The following is an 18,134-nucleotide window of genomic DNA, read 5'->3' as shown; positions in this document are numbered from 1 at the left end:
AACAGGATTTTAATAAAAGTTTGAAAAACATTAAAAAGTGACTCGTACTATCCGTTTATTTTTAACTTCATACCCGGTTTAAGATCTTCAGTACGAATGTCATTCCATTTTTTAATATCGGAAATAGTTACTCCTGGATATTTTTTAGCAATACTAAACAATGAATCACCTTTTTTAACTAAATAATCATTGGTGCTATTTTTAGAAGTATATACTAAACTTTCTTTCTTGTTTAAAGTATTTGTACGAGGTGTTGCTTTCGTTATTGCAATCTCACTTTTGGCCACAATTATTGAACTACCTAATGCGATATTATTCCCTTGTATATTATTCCATTCTTTCAAATCATCCATAGTTGATCCAAATTTTTTGGCAATATTTCCAAGATTGTCTCCTTTTTTAACGATATATTCTACATTTTCGAATTCAGGAACTGGTGCAAAAGCAATTTCTTCCTTGGCGTTCAGCTCATTAACACCAACTTGCAAAGCAGCCGCTAACTGAATTGAATTATCAGAGATATGATTCCATTCTTTCAATTCATCTATTGTAACATTATACTTTTTAGCAATATTACCTAAATTATCCCCTTTTTGAACTACATGATAAGCCACAGCTTCTGTAGATAAGGTGTCCGCTTTTATTGATTTTTTAGACGAATCTGTCTTATTGTTTTTAGTTTCTGCAACAACTTCTTTCGTTGTTTTCAAAATTTTAGGTTCGTTTCTAACAACTGATGCTACATTTTCGTTAGAAATAATTTTTAGATTTATTCCATAATCAACTGAATTGCTTTTTAAACCATTCCACTCTTTTAAATCTTCCAAACTAACATCATATTTTTCGGCGATCGCACTAAGGTTATCCCCTTTTTTAACAGTGTAATACGTTGAACTTGATTGAGAAGTTTGGGATGATGAAGTTCCATTAGCTTTTGCGAATGCAGTTCTTGATGATTGATAAGGTCTTTCACGAAGGTCAGATTCATGTTGGATATACGCATAAATTTGATTTTCATTTGAAGTGAAAACGGCAATTTTTTCTTTAGGAAGTCTTAAATAATGGTTCTGGTCACTATAATAAGGGACTACATCAAGTTTATAAGAAGGATTAAGTAATTCCAATTGTTTTACAGGAACATCAACCAAATCTGAAATTTGTTTGAATGACATTTGCTTTTTGATCCTTACAGTATCCGTTTCGAAATGCTTTAAAATGGCTCTATCAGCTATAATTCCGTGTTCTTTATGATATTCATAAATGTACATTGTAGCTAGAAAAGCGGGTACATATCCTTGAGTTTCAAGAGGTAAATTTTTTCTTATGTTCCAGTAATTTTGTTGTCCGCCTGAACGACGAATCGCTTTGGCAACATTTCCTGGTCCTGAATTATAAGAAGCCAAAACCAAATCCCAATCTCCAAAAATGGTGTACATATTGGTCATGTATTGAGTTGCAGCGGCACTTGATTTAAGTGGATCGCTTCTCTCATCAACATATGAATCAATATTTAAATTGTATTGTTTTCCGGTTTGATACATAAATTGCCATAAGCCCGTTGCTCCAGACTTAGAAACCGCTTTTGGGTTCAGTGAAGATTCTACAACTGCTAAATATTTAATCTCTAAAGGAACATTTTGTCTGGATAAAGCTTCTTCAAAAATTGGAAAATAATATTCAGAAACTGCCATTTGTCTTCCAAATGATTTCTTTCTGTTTTTAAGAAACGACTTGATTAAGTTTTCAAGACTTTGATTGTATTCGATGTGAAATGGAGATTTTTCGTCCATTGCTTTCAGTCTTGCTTTTAACAATTCCGTAGGCAATTCACTATCAACATTTTTATCTGTATTGACTGTATTTAATTCACCCGATATATCATTATAAATATCCAAACTTGCCATTTCATTCATCCACAAACTATCAACGCAGGATGCCATTTCATCAACAACGAATGTTTTTTTAATGGAATCTAAAAAGGAGTAATTAGTTTCTGTTTTTGTAAACAATCTATTATCAGACCCATTCTGGGAATAAGAATGGATTGACAAAACCGAAAAAAGCAATAAGGATATTTTTTTTATCTTCATAATTTAATTTTCAACAGACTGTTATTCATGTAAATACAATCAAAATCTGTGCAAACATAATATGTAATAACTACATTTTTTAATAAATATTGTTAAATATGTGTTTTTTATTCTAAAATAGCTGCGATTCCAGGTAAAACCCTTCCTTCAAGCATTTCTAGCATCGCTCCACCACCTGTAGAAACGTAACTTACTTTGTGTTCAAATCCAAATTGTTTTACTGCTGCAACTGAATCTCCTCCACCAACAAGTGAAAAAGCACCGTTTGCTGTAGCTTCTGCAATGAAGTTCCCTAATTCGATAGTTCCGTTAGCAAATTTATCAATTTCGAATACACCTAGAGGACCATTCCATAGGATTGTTTTTGATTCTAATATTACTTTTTTGAAGTTTGCTAATGATTTTGGTCCTGCATCAAGTCCTTCCCATCCATCAGGAATTTCACGAACATCTACAATTTGAGTATTTGCAGTAGCGGAAAAATCATCTGCAGCTACAACGTCAACTGGAATGTGAATCTGAACTCCTTTTTCTTTGGCCAATCGCAGAATTTCTAATGCTAATTCTTGTTTATCGTCCTCACAAATAGAGTTTCCTACTTTACCTCCCAATGCTTTAACGAAAGTAAATGTCATTCCACCTCCTATTATCATGTGGTCTACCTTATCTAAAATGTTTTCGATAACCGTGATCTTTGAAGATACTTTTGATCCACCAAGAATAGCTGTTACTGGTTTTTTAGAATCTTTTAAAACTTTATTTAAGCTTTCGATTTCTTTGGCCAATAAAAGTCCAAAACATTTTTCAGTTGGGAAAAACTGTGCAATTATTGTTGTAGAAGCATGTGCTCTATGTGCAGTTCCAAAAGCATCATTTACATAAATATCGCCTAATGACGCTAATTCCTTAGCAAATGCCATATCTCCTGCTTCTTCTTCAGCATGAAAACGTAAATTTTCTAACAATAAAACTTGACCCGCTTGCAATTGATCTGAAGCTGTTTTAGCTTCCACTCCAACACAATTTGAAGCAAATTGAACTGGAACTTCAAGAATATCACTTGCAGTTTTTAAAATATGTTTTAAAGAATATTTTTCTTCCACTCCTTTTGGTCTTCCTAAGTGAGACATTAAAATCACACTTCCTCCATCGGCAAGAATTTTATCTATCGTTTGTTTTGCAGCTTCGATACGAGTAGCATCTGTAACATTAAAATTTTCGTCCAAAGGGACGTTAAAATCTACTCTAATTATTGCTTTTTTGTTTTTAAAATTGAAATCGTTTATGGTTTTCATTGTGTGTCTGTTTTTATTTTTTTAAAGTGGTACAAATATAGAACTTTTCAGGAACTTAGAATTAAGAATTATTTTAAAAACGGCACTATTTATTATCGAAAACGATGTAATTAAGCAAAAATAATCTGTTTTTTATCTTTTCTTGATTTTTATATAATTTCTAAAATACTCTTTCAAAAAAATACAACCTTATTAAAAACTTATTTTTTGGATAACCTATTCATAAAACATTAGAATCGAAAGATCTTGACTTTTCTGTTACTTTTCTAAAAGACTAATTCAGTTGTAATAAATTTTTTGGACAGAATCCTTACTATGACTAATTAAGAATAATAAGAAACACTTAAAAAAGTAAATTTCGACATAACTTAATCAGTTTTTAATCGTGTACTGGGCTTTGCGTACAAGGACAATTACTAATGTTGGCAAGGAAATCGAATCCTATTGTTACAACATGAGTTCCTGAGTTAAAAGCCGCCAATTGATTGAGTGTAATTTGATATGAATATCCAAAATAAAACCCTGATTTTTTAAAACCAAACATAGGTCCTAACGCTAATGGTTTTAAGATTTGATCATTCAAAAAACGATACGTCATTCCGCCCCAATAATAATCATTGTTGTTATTGTATTTTCTGTATTTAATATTAAGATCTGTACTCGAACGTCCATCGCTTTCAAAATATTGAAAAAATACTGAAGGTTCTAGTTCAGACCAATTTTGAGTTTTGATTACATATCCTGAATAAATTTGGTAATTGCGAAGCAAACGCGGTTCTAACTTAATTCCAGAAAATTTATCGAGATTTTTATCTAAAATATTACCTGCATTAAAACTGAAGTAAAACTCTTTATTTCGATACAATAAGCCAACATCAAAGTTTTTATTTGATGTAAATCTATCGTCTGTAATACTTGGATCGTACGTATTTGGAACAAGTTGGGATATATCAATTTTGAAATTATTTACATTAAAAGACAATCCAAAAGATAAATATTGCTTGGTATAATAATTTAAAATGATATGATGTGCAAAAGAGAATTTGGCTCCTGATTGACTGGTGTATCCGTTTTTATCATTGTAAAAAGATACTCCAACTCCAGATTGATCGGCTATTCTAAAATCGGCATAAACGGATTGGTTTTCTGGAGAATCTTTAATTCCAACCCACTGCTTCATTCCATTGGCTCTTATTCTAAGATTATCACCAATACCCGCAAAAGTGGGCGAAATCACAAATGGATTGTCAGCCAAATATTGAGTGGCTACTGGTATGTTTAGCTCTTGACCATAACTAAAAGTTACAGTAAGGAGTAGAAATGATATAATTATATTTTTCATTTAATTCGTTTTAATTGGAGACAATAGCGTATTTGATTTTATACATTACCTGTAAAGGGTAAAATGGCCCACAAATTCTCTTCCGTCTTTGTCATTATTAAGCCTCAAAGTATACCAATAATCTCCAGAAGGCAACTCGAAACCGTTGTATTTCCCATCCCAAAATTGATCCCTATGATAGGTTCCAACAATACGTCCGTAACGATCATAAATATGATATAAGATATCCGGGTAATTTGCTGTATTTGTTGGACCCCAAGTGTCGTTATTTCCATCACCGTCTGGTGTAAATACATTTGGAATATTAATGTCGATAAACGTGAATACCTTAGTATCTTTTGCTGTACAACCTTCACTATCTACAACCTCAACTGTGTAATCTCCTGTACTATAATAGATATAAGTATTGCTGGTTCCAGTGGAAGTTCCATTAAAAGTATAATGATACGAACCTGAACCCCCAGTTGTTGTGGCAACAATCTCATTTAACCCTCCATTGTTCAAAATCACTGCCAAAGTATTTATTTGAAGAATAGTGAAATTTTGGGTTTTCTGAATACAACCATTTGTGTGTCTTGCACTTATAAAATGGCTGCCAGAAGGTACATTTGTAAACAAATTGCTTGTTTGAAATGGAGCTATTCCATCCAATGCATAATCTACATCTGCAGGCAAAATACTTGAATCTACTTTTACCGTAACTGAGTTGGTTGGTAAATTATTCAAACAATCATATTCAACTATCGCTACAGGTTTTAAAGAAACAGGATCTGGTAAAACCACCGTCAAATTAGTACTACAACTCATAGCGTCTAGAATATATACAATATGAGTTCCTCCTTTTAAGTTTTTGAAAGTAAAATCAGTTTGCCCTATAGCTCCCGATACGAATGGTCCATTTTGTTTATCAAGACTTACTTTATAGGACGAAGTTCCTCCACTAATCTCAATACTAAATTCCCCATCGTTATCTCCTGAACAAACTTCAGGAAATATTGATCCTGAAATTAATGTTGCTTGCAATGGCAAAGGTTCATCTATTTGGAAGTTGAAAGTTAAATAACAACCCAATACATCCTGAACTATTACACTATAATTGTTCGGACTAAGATCTTTAAAAGTATTGGTGTCGAAAAATTGATCCAAATTGGGTGAAATAGCATATTTAATGATACCCGTTCCTCCAGAAGCATTAATTACAATTTGCCCATTTGAAGCACCACTACAGCTAACATCTGTTGTAACGTAAGGAGCAACAAGTGGCAAAGTAGGTTGGTTTATGGTTATAGAAGCGGTTGTTTTATTACAATCTCCACTCACCACATGTACTTTGTAAGTGCCTACAGTTAGTTGAACAAAAACGCCCGGACTGGATTGCATTGGAGCAGGACTTACTGCAACACCATTTGCATCCAATAATGAATATACATAATTGCCAAGACCTCCTTCGGCTTTTGCTACTATAACACCCGTATTATCACCATAACAATTAATTTTTGCATTGGAAAGATCCAAATTGATAGTTAAAATTGGCATAGGGACAATTTCGATGTCATTAGAAATAACACTTGTACATCCGTTTGCATCCTTAACGTAATAATGATAAATTCCAGGAGCAACTGGGATTGTAATAGATGTAGCAAAGTTAGTTGGGTTATAGGCAATGCCATCTGCACTATATACATAAGTACCTGTTCCTCCTGAAGCACTTAATTTTAAAGTAGCTTTATTTAAACACGTTTGAGAACTGGCTAATGTTAAACTTGCTATTATTTCAGTTGGTTGGGCAATGGTAATTGGTGTTGAAACTTGGCTACAATTCCATCCATCTATTGCGGTTACGGTATAAGTTCCAACTCCTAATCCAGCAAACACAGTAGAAGACTGTGGTCCAGAACTTGTTGGGGGTGTAGCCGAAGTGGTATTCAAAATGTAAGAATAATTACCTCCTTGACCGCCAGTGGTATTCGTAACAGTAATAGTTGCGTTTTTGTCACCATAGCACAATAATAAAGGAGTACTAGATGAAGCTGTTATAGCAATTGGAGTAGGCAAACTAAGAATTACAGGCGCAGATGAAGTAATGCATCCTTTACTGTCTTTTACATTGACACTATAACTTCCAGCACTCAAATTAGTGAATAGATTATTAGTCGAATAAGGTACATTTATTGGTCCCACTAATTCATATTGTAATGAACCCCAACCTCCAGTTCCAACGGCGTTAATTGTTCCTTGATTATTACTACAGCTTACACTCGATGTTTCGGTTGCTATAACGGTCAATGGTAAAGCTGGTGAATTTATTGTGACCGTGTTTGAAGACATTTTACAGAAAGGAGAATTTGATTCTGAAACTACTACCGTGTAATTGCCCCCTGTCAATCCAGATATAAGTTGTGGATTTGTTGTTGTATTTCCTGATCCAGAAGTAACAACTGCACTTGTTCTATCTAATACTTGATAAGTATACGCGCCTGTGTATCCAGAAACATTTATCTCTAGAGCTCCATTTGAATCTCCAAAACAAGTCAATGGAGTTGTCGCTGTTGCTATAACATCAATGGTATCGAATGGTGTAACTACAAATTCAGCAGTATCAAAATAACAAGTTGTAGTGGTATCTGTTACTCTAAAATAATAACTTCCTGGATTTATTACATTAAAAATGTTAGAGGCTTGAGGCAAACCATTTGGCAACATTTGATAACTAAAATTACCAGAACCTCCTGAAACAGTAATCGCAATAGAACCTGTATTCTTACAATCAATTGGTGTTACAATAGCTACTGCGGATACCGTTATTTTTGGTAATGGTGTTATTGCAATAGTACTGGATGCTGAACATCCATTCAAATCTTTGATATAAATTGGTAAATTATAAGCAGTTCCGTTATCAACAATACTAAAAGTGTTTGTGGTAAAATAATTCGTTCCATCGATACTGTAACTATAGGGAGCAGTTCCTGTACCAATGGTAGCATTTATGGTAACTGTTGCTGTACTTGCAGTATTATTAACCCTACATCCAAACTGGCTAAAAGACGAAGAAGCATCTACGGTTAAAAGTGTTGGCTGATTAACGATTACTGAATTATTAGACGTTGAACATCCTCTGCCCGAATTTACTTTTACAGTGTAAGTTCCAGCAGCTAATCCTGTAAAAATATTGGAGTTTTGAGCTGCAACAACTATTGGTGCCGTAATCTCATAGGTATACGTTGGATTGTCGTTTCCGGGCAATAATGAAACCGTAATTATTCCATCATTGTTTCCATTACAACTTACATCTTTGACCGCTGTTGAAAAAGTTACTGGGGTTGGAGCTGATAATGTAACAGCTGCCGATTTCGTACAAGTCGTTGTGGCATCTAAAATAAAAACAGTATAATTCCCTGCAGGGACATTAGAAAACACATTCCCTATTAATGTTATTGATCCTAGATGTGGAGCTATAAAATAGGTATAAGTACCTGCTCCTCCATTTGCATTCACTGTGATTACACCATCATTTGTTGCACATGTTGGTAATGCCGTTATTACGGGAGTCAGTCCTAATGGTGGTTGAATAGTAACTGACGCTTGATTTCCACAACCATTAACATCTTTTCCTTCCACTGTATGAACTCCTGAAGATAAATTAGATACCGTAAATGGAACTGTTTGATTTTGGAAAACGCCACCATCAATACTAAAGCTATAAGGTGCAATACCAGCCGCTGGTACTGTTACATTTATGGCAAAATTACCTTCAGTTGCTGAACATTGATTTGCTGAAGTTATAGAGACTGCAATAACTGGTGTTGGATCAAGCCCTATAGCCACCGGTAGTGATTGAGTACAATCATTAGCGTCTTTAACATAAATCACATAATCCCCAGATTCAGCGTTTAATGTGTTGGTATTTGTCCAACCTGGACTTATCACTAATGGAGCTGCAATAGATGCTGGTAAAATTTGAAATAAATAAGGAGTTGTTCCGCCTTTTGCCTCAGCAACTATTTGTCCCGCATTTACATTACAGTTATCATTAACTGTTAGAAATGACAATGATACTGATGAACTTGGAGAACCAACAGTTACTACATTTGAAGTTTTCGTGCAGAATGGACTTACTGTTTCTTTCACAACTACGGTGTAATTTCCAGCTAATAATCCTGAAATTGACTGTGGGTTTGTTGTTGTATTGGCTACAATTGGACCCTTTACAGAAGCACCTAAATTATTAAATACTTCATAGCTATAAGCACCTAAATAGCCAGTTACATTAATGGATATTGCGCCATTTGCATCTCCAAAGCAAGTCACCGGAGCAGTTGCAGCTGCTACTACATTAATAGTGTTAAACGGTGCAACTGTAAATGCTGCTGTATCAAAATAACAAGCTGTGGTTACATCATTTACTCTGAAATAATAATCTCCTGGCGTAGATACAGCAAATACGTTTGATAACTGAGCAGAACTACTTGGCAACATTTGGTAGGTAAAGTTTCCTGAACCTCCTGCTACATTTACAATCAATGATCCTGTGTTATTACAATCAATTGCTGCATTTACAGTAGCATTTGCAGCTGTAATTTTTGGCAATGTGGTAATTGGAATACTGCCAGTTGCTAGACATCCATTAGCATCTTTAATAAATACAGTTAAGTTATACGAAGTTCCATTATCATTGATAGTAAAAGTATTTGTGGTAAAGTAATTCGTTCCATCTATACTATAAGTGTAGGGTGCTGTACCTGTTCCAACTTTGGTATTAATTGTTACAGTAGCTGTTTTTACCGTATTATCGACAGCACAACCAAAAGGCGATGCAGCTGATGAAGCATCAACAGCTAAAGCTAGTGGTTGACCAACTACTATTGAATTATTGATTGCTGAACAACCTCTACCAGAATTTACTTTTACAGTATAAGTTCCTGCTGCTAATCCAGTAAAAATATTGGAGTTTTGAGCCGCAACAATTATAGGTGCAGTAATCTCATAAGTATAGGGAGGATTATCATTCGATATTGGTAAATCGACAGTTATTGAACCATTACTACCTCCAGCACAACTAACATCAGTATTTGTGGTGCTAAAGGTTACTGGGGTTGGTGCAGACAAAGTAACTGGTACCGATTTTGTACAAGTGCTTGAAATATCTGTAATAGTTACGGTATAGGTTCCTGCTGGTACGCCTGAAAACACATTTCCAGCTAAAGTTATTGATGCTGGATTTGGCGCTATCGAATAATTATAAGTTCCTGATCCGCCAGTAGTATTCACTGTAATCACACCATCATTTGTTGCACAAGTTGGCAAAGCCGTAATAGCTGAAGTCATTCCTAATGGTGCTAGAACTGGAACTGAAACTAGATTTCCGCATCCATTAAAATCTTTCACTTCAATTGTATGAACACCTGATGATACATTAGCAATTGTAAATGGGACTGCTTTTGTTTGGAAAACACCTCCATCAATACTAAAACTGTAAGGAGCAATACCTGCTGTTGGCAAAGTAACATCTATAGCAAAATTACCTTCAGTTGCAGTACATTGATTGTTTACTGTCGCAACAATTACTGGAGATGGGTCTAATAGTACACTAATTGGTGTTCCAATAATACAAGCATTGGCATCTTTAACGTAAGCAGAATAACTACCCGCAGCTAAGTTAAATGTGTTTGATGCTACCCATCCTGGAGTTAAAGCTGTTGGAATTGGATCGGTACTTACTACTACTTGATACGTATAAGAGGGTGTTCCTCCCTGTCCAAGCACTGAAATTTGACCCGGTGCATTACAATTTTCAGTTTTTATAACCGATGCACTTACTGATAAAGCAACTGCCGATTCGGTAATGGTAAATGTTTCCGAAGCATTCGTACAACCATTATTTGCACCACCACTAATTTCTTTAAATAATAAATAATAAGTTCCCAGTGCTAATGGGCCAATTCCTGTTACAGTACTTGTAACAGGCCCTCCGGTTAAAACGCTTACAGTACCATTTATTCCCGTAGTCAAATTCGTTTGAGAATTAAACACTTCGTAACTAACATTTGTTAAAGCAGGATAAGTATTAGTAAAAGTAAAATCAATAGTTCCATTATTTGCTCCTTTACAAGTTACATTTTTTGGACTAACTGTACTTGTTAAGGTCGATGCAGTTTGAGTTGGCGAAGTTGCTTGTTTAAAATAATAACAATTTGTTGCTTCATCATAAACTATAAAAGAATAGATAACGCCCGGATTCAAACCAGAAAAAGTAGCCTGTAGCGGAAATCCAGCATCGGCATTTTGATAAGATCCTGTATTTGTAGCATATTCATAAGGTGGTGTAAATCCTGAATTTATTGGAAACAAAGCAAAATGGTAGGGTCCTCCAATAATAAATGGATTCACACTAACAACTACTGATGCCGTAGTACACGATGCTGGTCCTGAAGTGGTGTTTATTAATAAATCCTTTGGAGGCGAAGCGATGTTAATTGTCTTTTTAACGGTACAGGAATTCGCATCGGTAAAGCTCAATTCATAAACACCAAAATTAATAATATCGAATGTATACGATCCCGCTACAATTGTTGGCGGCCCAACAACAGCGCCTACATTATTTGTAAGAGTATAGGTGTATAGTGAAACACCTCCCGATGGAGTTCCAGTAATAGATCCTAAAGAGGTACCCGTTCCAGTACATGTAATATCAGTATAAGTAACCGAGGATGTAAGTGCAACAGGTTCATTTATAATAATCAATTTTGTATCAGTACATAATTTAGCATCTGTAATTGTAATGGTATAATTACCCGCTGCTAAACCTGAAGTTTGAGTACCATAATTTGTTCCAGTAGTGGTATTCAAAACATTGATTACATAAGGTGCTGTACCAACTGCTGAATTAATCACAACATTTATAGCTGCAGTAGTGTCGCTGTTACAATAAATTTGTTGCGTTTGATTTACAGCCGTAATCGCTGGTATCGATATCGGTTTAATGGTAATTATTCCTGATGTAGCTGGACAATTATTAATATCGGTTACCTGAAATTGATAGGTTGTAGCTGCAACTACAGAAGATGCTGTTACAGAATAGGCGAATATATTTCCCACAACCGAAACTGGAGCACTATAAGCTCCACCATTTATTGAAACTGAATAGTTAAACCCTGAAGTTCCACCTGCGATAGTTCCAGTTATTACAGCGTCTGGCGATGCAGAACAGTCTAAATCTTTGGTTAAAACTGTATTTACATTTAATTGTGTTGCTATATTTTGTGCAAATGCAGTAGATGTACATCCAAATGAATCTTTTACTAGTATGGTATAATTTCCTGGTGTTAAATTACTAAAAGTAGTACTTGCTTGGTACGAAGTTCCATTGTTAATACTATATTGATAAGGGCTTACTCCTCCAGAGGCTGTAACTATAATGGTGGCCTGATTGCTAGTATCATAACATAAATCGGAACCAACAATACTTGCAGTTGGGGCAATTGGGGTTGTTAATGTAAAATTGGATGAAACTATACACCCATTACTATCCATTACTGTAGCGGTATAAGTTCCTATTTGGGTTAAATTAGCAAAAGTAGTACTGGCTTGAGGTCCAATAATTGTTGCGTCAGGCAGTGTAAGTGTGTAACTATTTCCTCCCCATCCTCCTGTGGCATTAACTGTTACATTTCCGTTAGAACCACATTTAATTGGTGTAACTGTTGTTGTTACAGTCAATGCTGCAGTTGGCGATTGAACTGTTACCGATGTTGTTCCAGTACATGTTGTTGCATCATCTTTGATTTCTATCGAGTAAACTCCTGCGGCCAAATTAGTAAGATTGATGGAAGAAGCCGTTTGTCCAGTAATCCAAGTAGCAAGATTAATTCTATAAGAATATGCAGTTGTGCCTGAAACAGTATAATTTACTGAAGCAGTTGAAGATCCAAAACATTTTACATTATTGACAACTACTCCCTTCACAGTTATTGGTGCCAATGCTTTTATAATGTAAAATTCCTGGTAAGTACACTCTTTTGAATCGGTAACTTGGAAAGCATAGCTGCCAGGTGCCAATCCATTAAATACATTTGAGCCTTGAGAAACACCAGCAATTGGTGACACTATTTGATAAGTCAATGGCAAAGCGCCGCCTGTTGTGGTAATGGTAACATTTGAGGTATTACTTGGACAAGTTAAACTACTTGCAGCAAATGCTAAATCTTTTGGTGGTGTTAATGCTTCGATAATGACTGTTGGCAATACCTGTGTACAATTGCTAGCATCTTTAATAGTAAAAACATAACTACCATTGGTCAATCCCGAAAAAGTGTTCCCAGCTTGGAATGTTACTCCATCAATACTATACGAATAGGGAGCTTTACCTCCTGAAGCAGTTACTGTTATCACTCCATTTCCAGTACATGTGTATGGAGTTGTTATTGCAGTGGAACCCGTAATCGCTATTGGTTGTGTTAAAGTAATAGAACCCATTGGCGACACACATTCTTTACTGTCTTTTACCTGATAATAATAGGCAACGCCAGCGCTTAATCCAGTATATAAAGTGGTTGATGTAAATGGACTTCCGTTAAAACTATAGGTATATGGCGCAACTCCTAAACTTGCTCCAAGAGTAACACTTCCGTTTGATGAACCGTTACAAGTCGGACTCACAGTACTAACTGAAGCTGATGGATAAACTAATATTGGCTTAATGGTAATAATTCCAGATTGAGCTGGGCAATTATTTAAATCAGTAACCTGAAATTGATAAGTTGTAGATGCTACTACCGATGAAGAGCTAACAGAATACGTGAATGTATTTCCAACAACAGCAACTGGAGCACTATAAACACCTCCATTAATAGAAACCGCATATTTAAAACCTGAAGTTCCTCCGGTAATAGTTCCTGTAATCAATGCATCAGGCGAAGCGGAACAGTCTAAATCTTTAGTTAAAACAGTCTTCACAATCAATTGTGGAGCAATTGTTAGTGGTAAAGCAGTGGATATACAACCGAAAGCATCCTTAACAAGTGCAGTATAATTTCCCGGTATTAAATTGCTAAAGGTAGTACTGGTTTGGTAAGAAGTACCATTATTAATACTATATTGATATGGGCTTACTCCTCCCGAAGTTGTAACTATTATCGTTGCCTGATTGGTAGTATCATAACACAAATCGGAACCAGCTATACTTATTGTGGGAGTTGTTGAGGCTGCTAATGTAAATGTATCTGTTACTGAACATCCATTAGTATCAGTAACGGTAACTTTATACGATCCTATTTGAGTTAAATTAACAAAAGTAGTACTAGCTTGAGGACCAATAATTGTTGCGTCTGGTTGGCTAAGTGTGAAAGTGTTTCCTCCCCATCCTCCTGTAGCATTGGCAACCACACTTCCATTAGAACTGCATTTTATTGGAGAAACAGTAGTACCCAATACTAATGCAGCTGCTGATTGATTAATTGTTACTGATGCGGAATCTGTACATCCTGTTTTTTTATCTGTTACAGTGATGGTATAAGTTCCTGCGAGGAGATTATTTAATAGAATTGTTGGTGCCGTTTGATTTATTGCAGAACTGCTTATTGGCCCAGAAATGCTATAGGAGTAAACTTTGCTACCACCCGTAAAGTTTCCAGACACATCAAATTTAATAGCTCCAGTTGCTGAATTATAGCATTTTACATTATTTATTAAAGTACCAGTAACTGAAATTGGTGGTATTGGAACTAAATTGTAAGTTTCTTGATAAATACAATCATTTCTATCTTTTACTTCAAAAACATAAACTCCTCCTGGCAAATATTTAAACTCCCCATCTGCATTATATGGACTTGGTACTGTAGTAACAGCATACGTTGAAGGAGCACTAATTATTCTATAACGCAGTGGTGAAATCCCATCAACACCAGCTATGTTTACATGTGAAACATTTTCTGGGCAAATCAAATCTGTTGCTGTAATTGTTAAATCTGTTGGCGCTTTTAAAGCAGAAACAACTATTGAAGGATTTATGGTGTAAGTACAATTTTTTGAATCCTTTATTGTAATTGAATAGGTACCAGCATACAATCCTGAAAACACAGTATTTGTTTGAAATGTCACTCCATCTATACTATAAGAATAAGGTGCGGTTCCTCCACTTGCTGATGCAGTAATGGTTGCGGTTCCTCCACATGTATAAGGTGTTGTCAAAGTTGCTGTACCTGTGATTGGAGAAGTTGGAATTATGGTTATTGTTTGTGGTGCTGAAAGACATACATCACCTGCCAATGTAGATTCGACTACTACCGCATAATTACCTGCTGCCAAACCACTAAAAACATTAGAATTAATAAATGTAACTCCATTGTCAATGCTATAACGCAAAGTATTTCCATTAGCATTACTAACATTTATGGTAATTACTCCAGTATTTGTTCCCGCACATAATACATCAGTTTTAGCGATTGAAAATGCTGGTGGCATAGTAGCTGATACTGTAATGGAAGTTGTAGTTTCACAGTTATTGGAATCAACTACTTTTATCGTGTAAATTCCACCTGGTGGAAGCGGATTGGTAACAATTATTTGTGGCGTTCCTTGAAAAACAGTAGTGCTGTTGACAAAATAAGAATAAGGAGGAGTTCCGCCAGTTGGTGTTACCGTAATTTCACCATCAGTACACGTTAATGGTTTTGTCAATGCCGAAGTTGCTTTAATAACAGCTGGTTCTACAATTGTAGCACTCAAGTTTGTAGTACAACCATCATCAGTGCTTATTGTATAATCATATTGACCTGGATTAAGATTATTAAAATGATAGGTATTACTTGAATCTGGCCCAGAACTGAAAATAGTTACTCCTGCTTGCTTTACGGTTACAAAATATTGAGGTTGAACATCGTTGATTTGTAGCGTTATATTTCCTTTGTCCCCGTGACAAAAAGGTTGTGTTATAACTGGTGTTACTGTAAAATCTCTTTTTCTGATTAGAATATTTGGCACACTAAAAACACAAAGATTTTGTGCATTTCCTGTTTGTTTAAGGTATACGGTATAGGAATTAGGTCCGTTGATTGCAAAAACATTACTCGATTGCCAAGGACCTGCAGCTTTCAAACTATATTCATAACCTGAAGGAACACCACCGACGGTTATTTTACCTGGAGTATTACAAATAATATCATTTGTAACCGCTGTAGGGTTTAATAAATTTTGATAAACATTGAAATAATAACGATTAAAACATCCACCTGGATAATTTAAAGTTACTCTATATTGACCCGATGCATTTGCCTGATAATTTGGACCAGAACCAACTTGCGACCAGGTACAACTATTGCTCTCGTTTGCACAATCTATATTAACTACCGCCGTACAACTTGCTTCATTTAACTTTTCCCAAACGATAACCGAACCATCTGAAATACCCGTTTTAATATCTCTAAAAGCATTAGCTCCACATAAAAAAATATTCGGAAGTTTTTTTCCATCATTCGGACAAGTTACGACTTCATCTGCAAAAGGGATTACTGGATTGGTCAATGTACCTCCAAACGTAGTTACAGTCACTACTTGATTAATAGACAAACATGGTGCAATTGCAGTATTATGCACATAGTATTTACCTGGATTGGTTACTGTAAGTGTTTGGTTAGTACCAATAACGGGGGTACCCGTTGGACTTGATGACCAAGAATAAGAATCGTATCCATTTGCTGCTTTTATATCAACACTAGCTCCACACAAAACCTCATTCTTTGTAAAAAGACAGTTATCAATATCCACTAGGAAATTAGTAGCTTTTGGCACCAATAGACATCCAGTATTAACATCAAAACTGGGGTCGTCTGAAATGGTAAAAGAAGTATTTATCGACCCTTTATAAGTTGCATACGCAATATTGTCAATAATGTTCGAACAGGCATCACTCAACATATTACACAATGGTACAACTTGTACTTTAAAACGAATTTCCTTTAGAGCATCGCCAACCTTAACAATCGAATTACTAATATTGAAATTAATATCTCTTGTTGCAGGATTGTAACTACTAACTGTTACACCTGCAGGCAAATTCACAATATCTGCAGGATAATTAAAAATAACATTTATAGGGAGACGGTCGCGAATGGTTAGCGAAGTGGCATTGTCATTTCCTTTGTTTTGAAGACCAATAACATAATTCAGTTGTTGTCCTAAGACCACATTTTGATTGCCAATATTTGCTCCTGAATTATCCCAAACCGTTTTTGTAAGTACAATCTTTGGTTCGATAACATCAACAGCAAAAGCATTAAAATAAAAATAATAAATATCCAAACTACTACCCAAACGAATCGTTGCCGAAGTATCTCCATTTTTAATTACCGTGTTTCCAGCATTTGGGATACTTAGAATCCCGGCATCAAACCCCAGAGTATTTATACTTGCCGGATTTCTTGTAGTAAAAAGTTCGGGTGTATTTGTAAGGCTATTTATATAGGAAACTGAGCTGTTGAAAAAATTATTCGGAGGACGAATTACTGTTCCTGCTCCATTGATTGCACTTATGACAGCGCCATTAATTTGCAAAAAATCTCCAGTGTAAGGATTGTCTCCTTCAATAGCACTAAAAGCATATTTGGCACGTACAGGGCCAACTGGTATTGTTTTAAAACCCGAAACAGAAATATTTTGGGGATTGTTTTGATCTATTCTGCTGTATCCGTCAAAAGAGGTAATGTACTTACTAGGCAAAGTTGGATCTTCATAAACAACAAAAAGCGACCAGCCAGCAGAAAGTCCTTCTGCATTCGGTTTATTTCCTGTTAGTGACGATACATTAGCAACCGTAAAAGTTCCTTGTGGATTAGAAAGACTGGTTACCAAAGCGGTAACATCTGCATAACAAGCATATGAATTTGAATTATTATTATTTGCTGCGTTTTGAAAATATATTTGAGTCCCTGTAATAGGTAAATATGCTGCCGCTCCAGGCGTTTTTAATTTAATAGTAGTAATTGGTTCACTCCCTTTAACAACGGCACTCCAATAAAGGCCAGCATATACAATTTTAAAACAACCCGGATTAGGAATTGCCATATCTGCACTACTTGAATTAAAAGTAGTTGGGTCAGTGTCAATATCAACATTTACCATAGGATCAATCTGGTTATTCGCCTGACCTGTAGTGTTATAATTACTTGTTGCGTCCTTACTAAGGATGTTATTCCCTATAAGAAGTATATCTCCCTTAAGTGTTTTATCATATCTAGGAGTAAAAGGAACAAAATTTTGTCCATATGAAATAACCCCTAATAGAAGTAATAAAACGACCAAAGTTGTTCTTGAAAAAATAGTTTTTTTCATGGTGTTTATGTTTAGATCTTTGCTTTTTAAATTACTCCAATGGGGTTTTTGAAATAATTAAGTAACTTAATATTATATTTTATA

General features: G+C 35.2%; 4 protein-coding genes. All 4 read right to left on the bottom strand.

Annotation, left to right across the window (positions count from 1 at the left end; genetic code table 11):
* Nucleotides 1-47: 47 nt before the first annotated feature.
* Nucleotides 48-2,090 (bottom strand): LysM peptidoglycan-binding domain-containing protein, encoded by a 2,043-nt coding sequence (locus E0F76_RS02855; RefSeq protein ID WP_132001046.1) that lies wholly within the window; start codon nt 2,088-2,090, stop codon nt 48-50.
* A 107-nt stretch (nt 2,091-2,197) separates the two neighbouring features.
* Nucleotides 2,198-3,385, bottom strand: a complete 1,188-nt coding sequence (locus E0F76_RS02850; RefSeq protein ID WP_132001044.1) for a phosphoglycerate kinase — start codon at nt 3,383-3,385, stop codon at nt 2,198-2,200.
* 379 nt (nt 3,386-3,764) lie between these two features.
* Nucleotides 3,765-4,727, bottom strand: a complete 963-nt coding sequence (locus E0F76_RS02845; protein WP_132001042.1) for a PorP/SprF family type IX secretion system membrane protein — start codon at nt 4,725-4,727, stop codon at nt 3,765-3,767.
* A 45-nt stretch (nt 4,728-4,772) separates the two neighbouring features.
* On the bottom strand, nt 4,773-18,050 hold the full coding sequence (locus tag E0F76_RS02840) for a T9SS type B sorting domain-containing protein (protein ID WP_132001040.1): 13,278 nt from the start codon (nt 18,048-18,050) through the stop codon (nt 4,773-4,775).
* Between the last annotated feature and the right edge of the window lie 84 nt (nt 18,051-18,134).

The sequence above is a fragment of the Flavobacterium cellulosilyticum genome, assembly GCF_004349355.1.
GTDB lineage: Bacteria > Bacteroidota > Bacteroidia > Flavobacteriales > Flavobacteriaceae > Flavobacterium > Flavobacterium cellulosilyticum.
Note: the sequence above shows the minus strand (reverse complement) of the source record. Positions and strands in the feature narration are given on the sequence as shown.

What these genes read in the sequence shown, in the direction of transcription:
- E0F76_RS02855 (WP_132001046.1), bottom strand. Translation starts at nt 2,090, where the DNA reads ATGAAGATAAAAAAAATATCCTTATTGCTTTTTTCGGTTTTGTCAATC.
- E0F76_RS02850 (WP_132001044.1), bottom strand. Translation starts at nt 3,385, where the DNA reads ATGAAAACCATAAACGATTTCAATTTTAAAAACAAAAAAGCAATAATT.
- E0F76_RS02845 (WP_132001042.1), bottom strand. Translation starts at nt 4,727, where the DNA reads ATGAAAAATATAATTATATCATTTCTACTCCTTACTGTAACTTTTAGT.
- E0F76_RS02840 (WP_132001040.1), bottom strand. Translation starts at nt 18,050, where the DNA reads ATGAAAAAAACTATTTTTTCAAGAACAACTTTGGTCGTTTTATTACTT.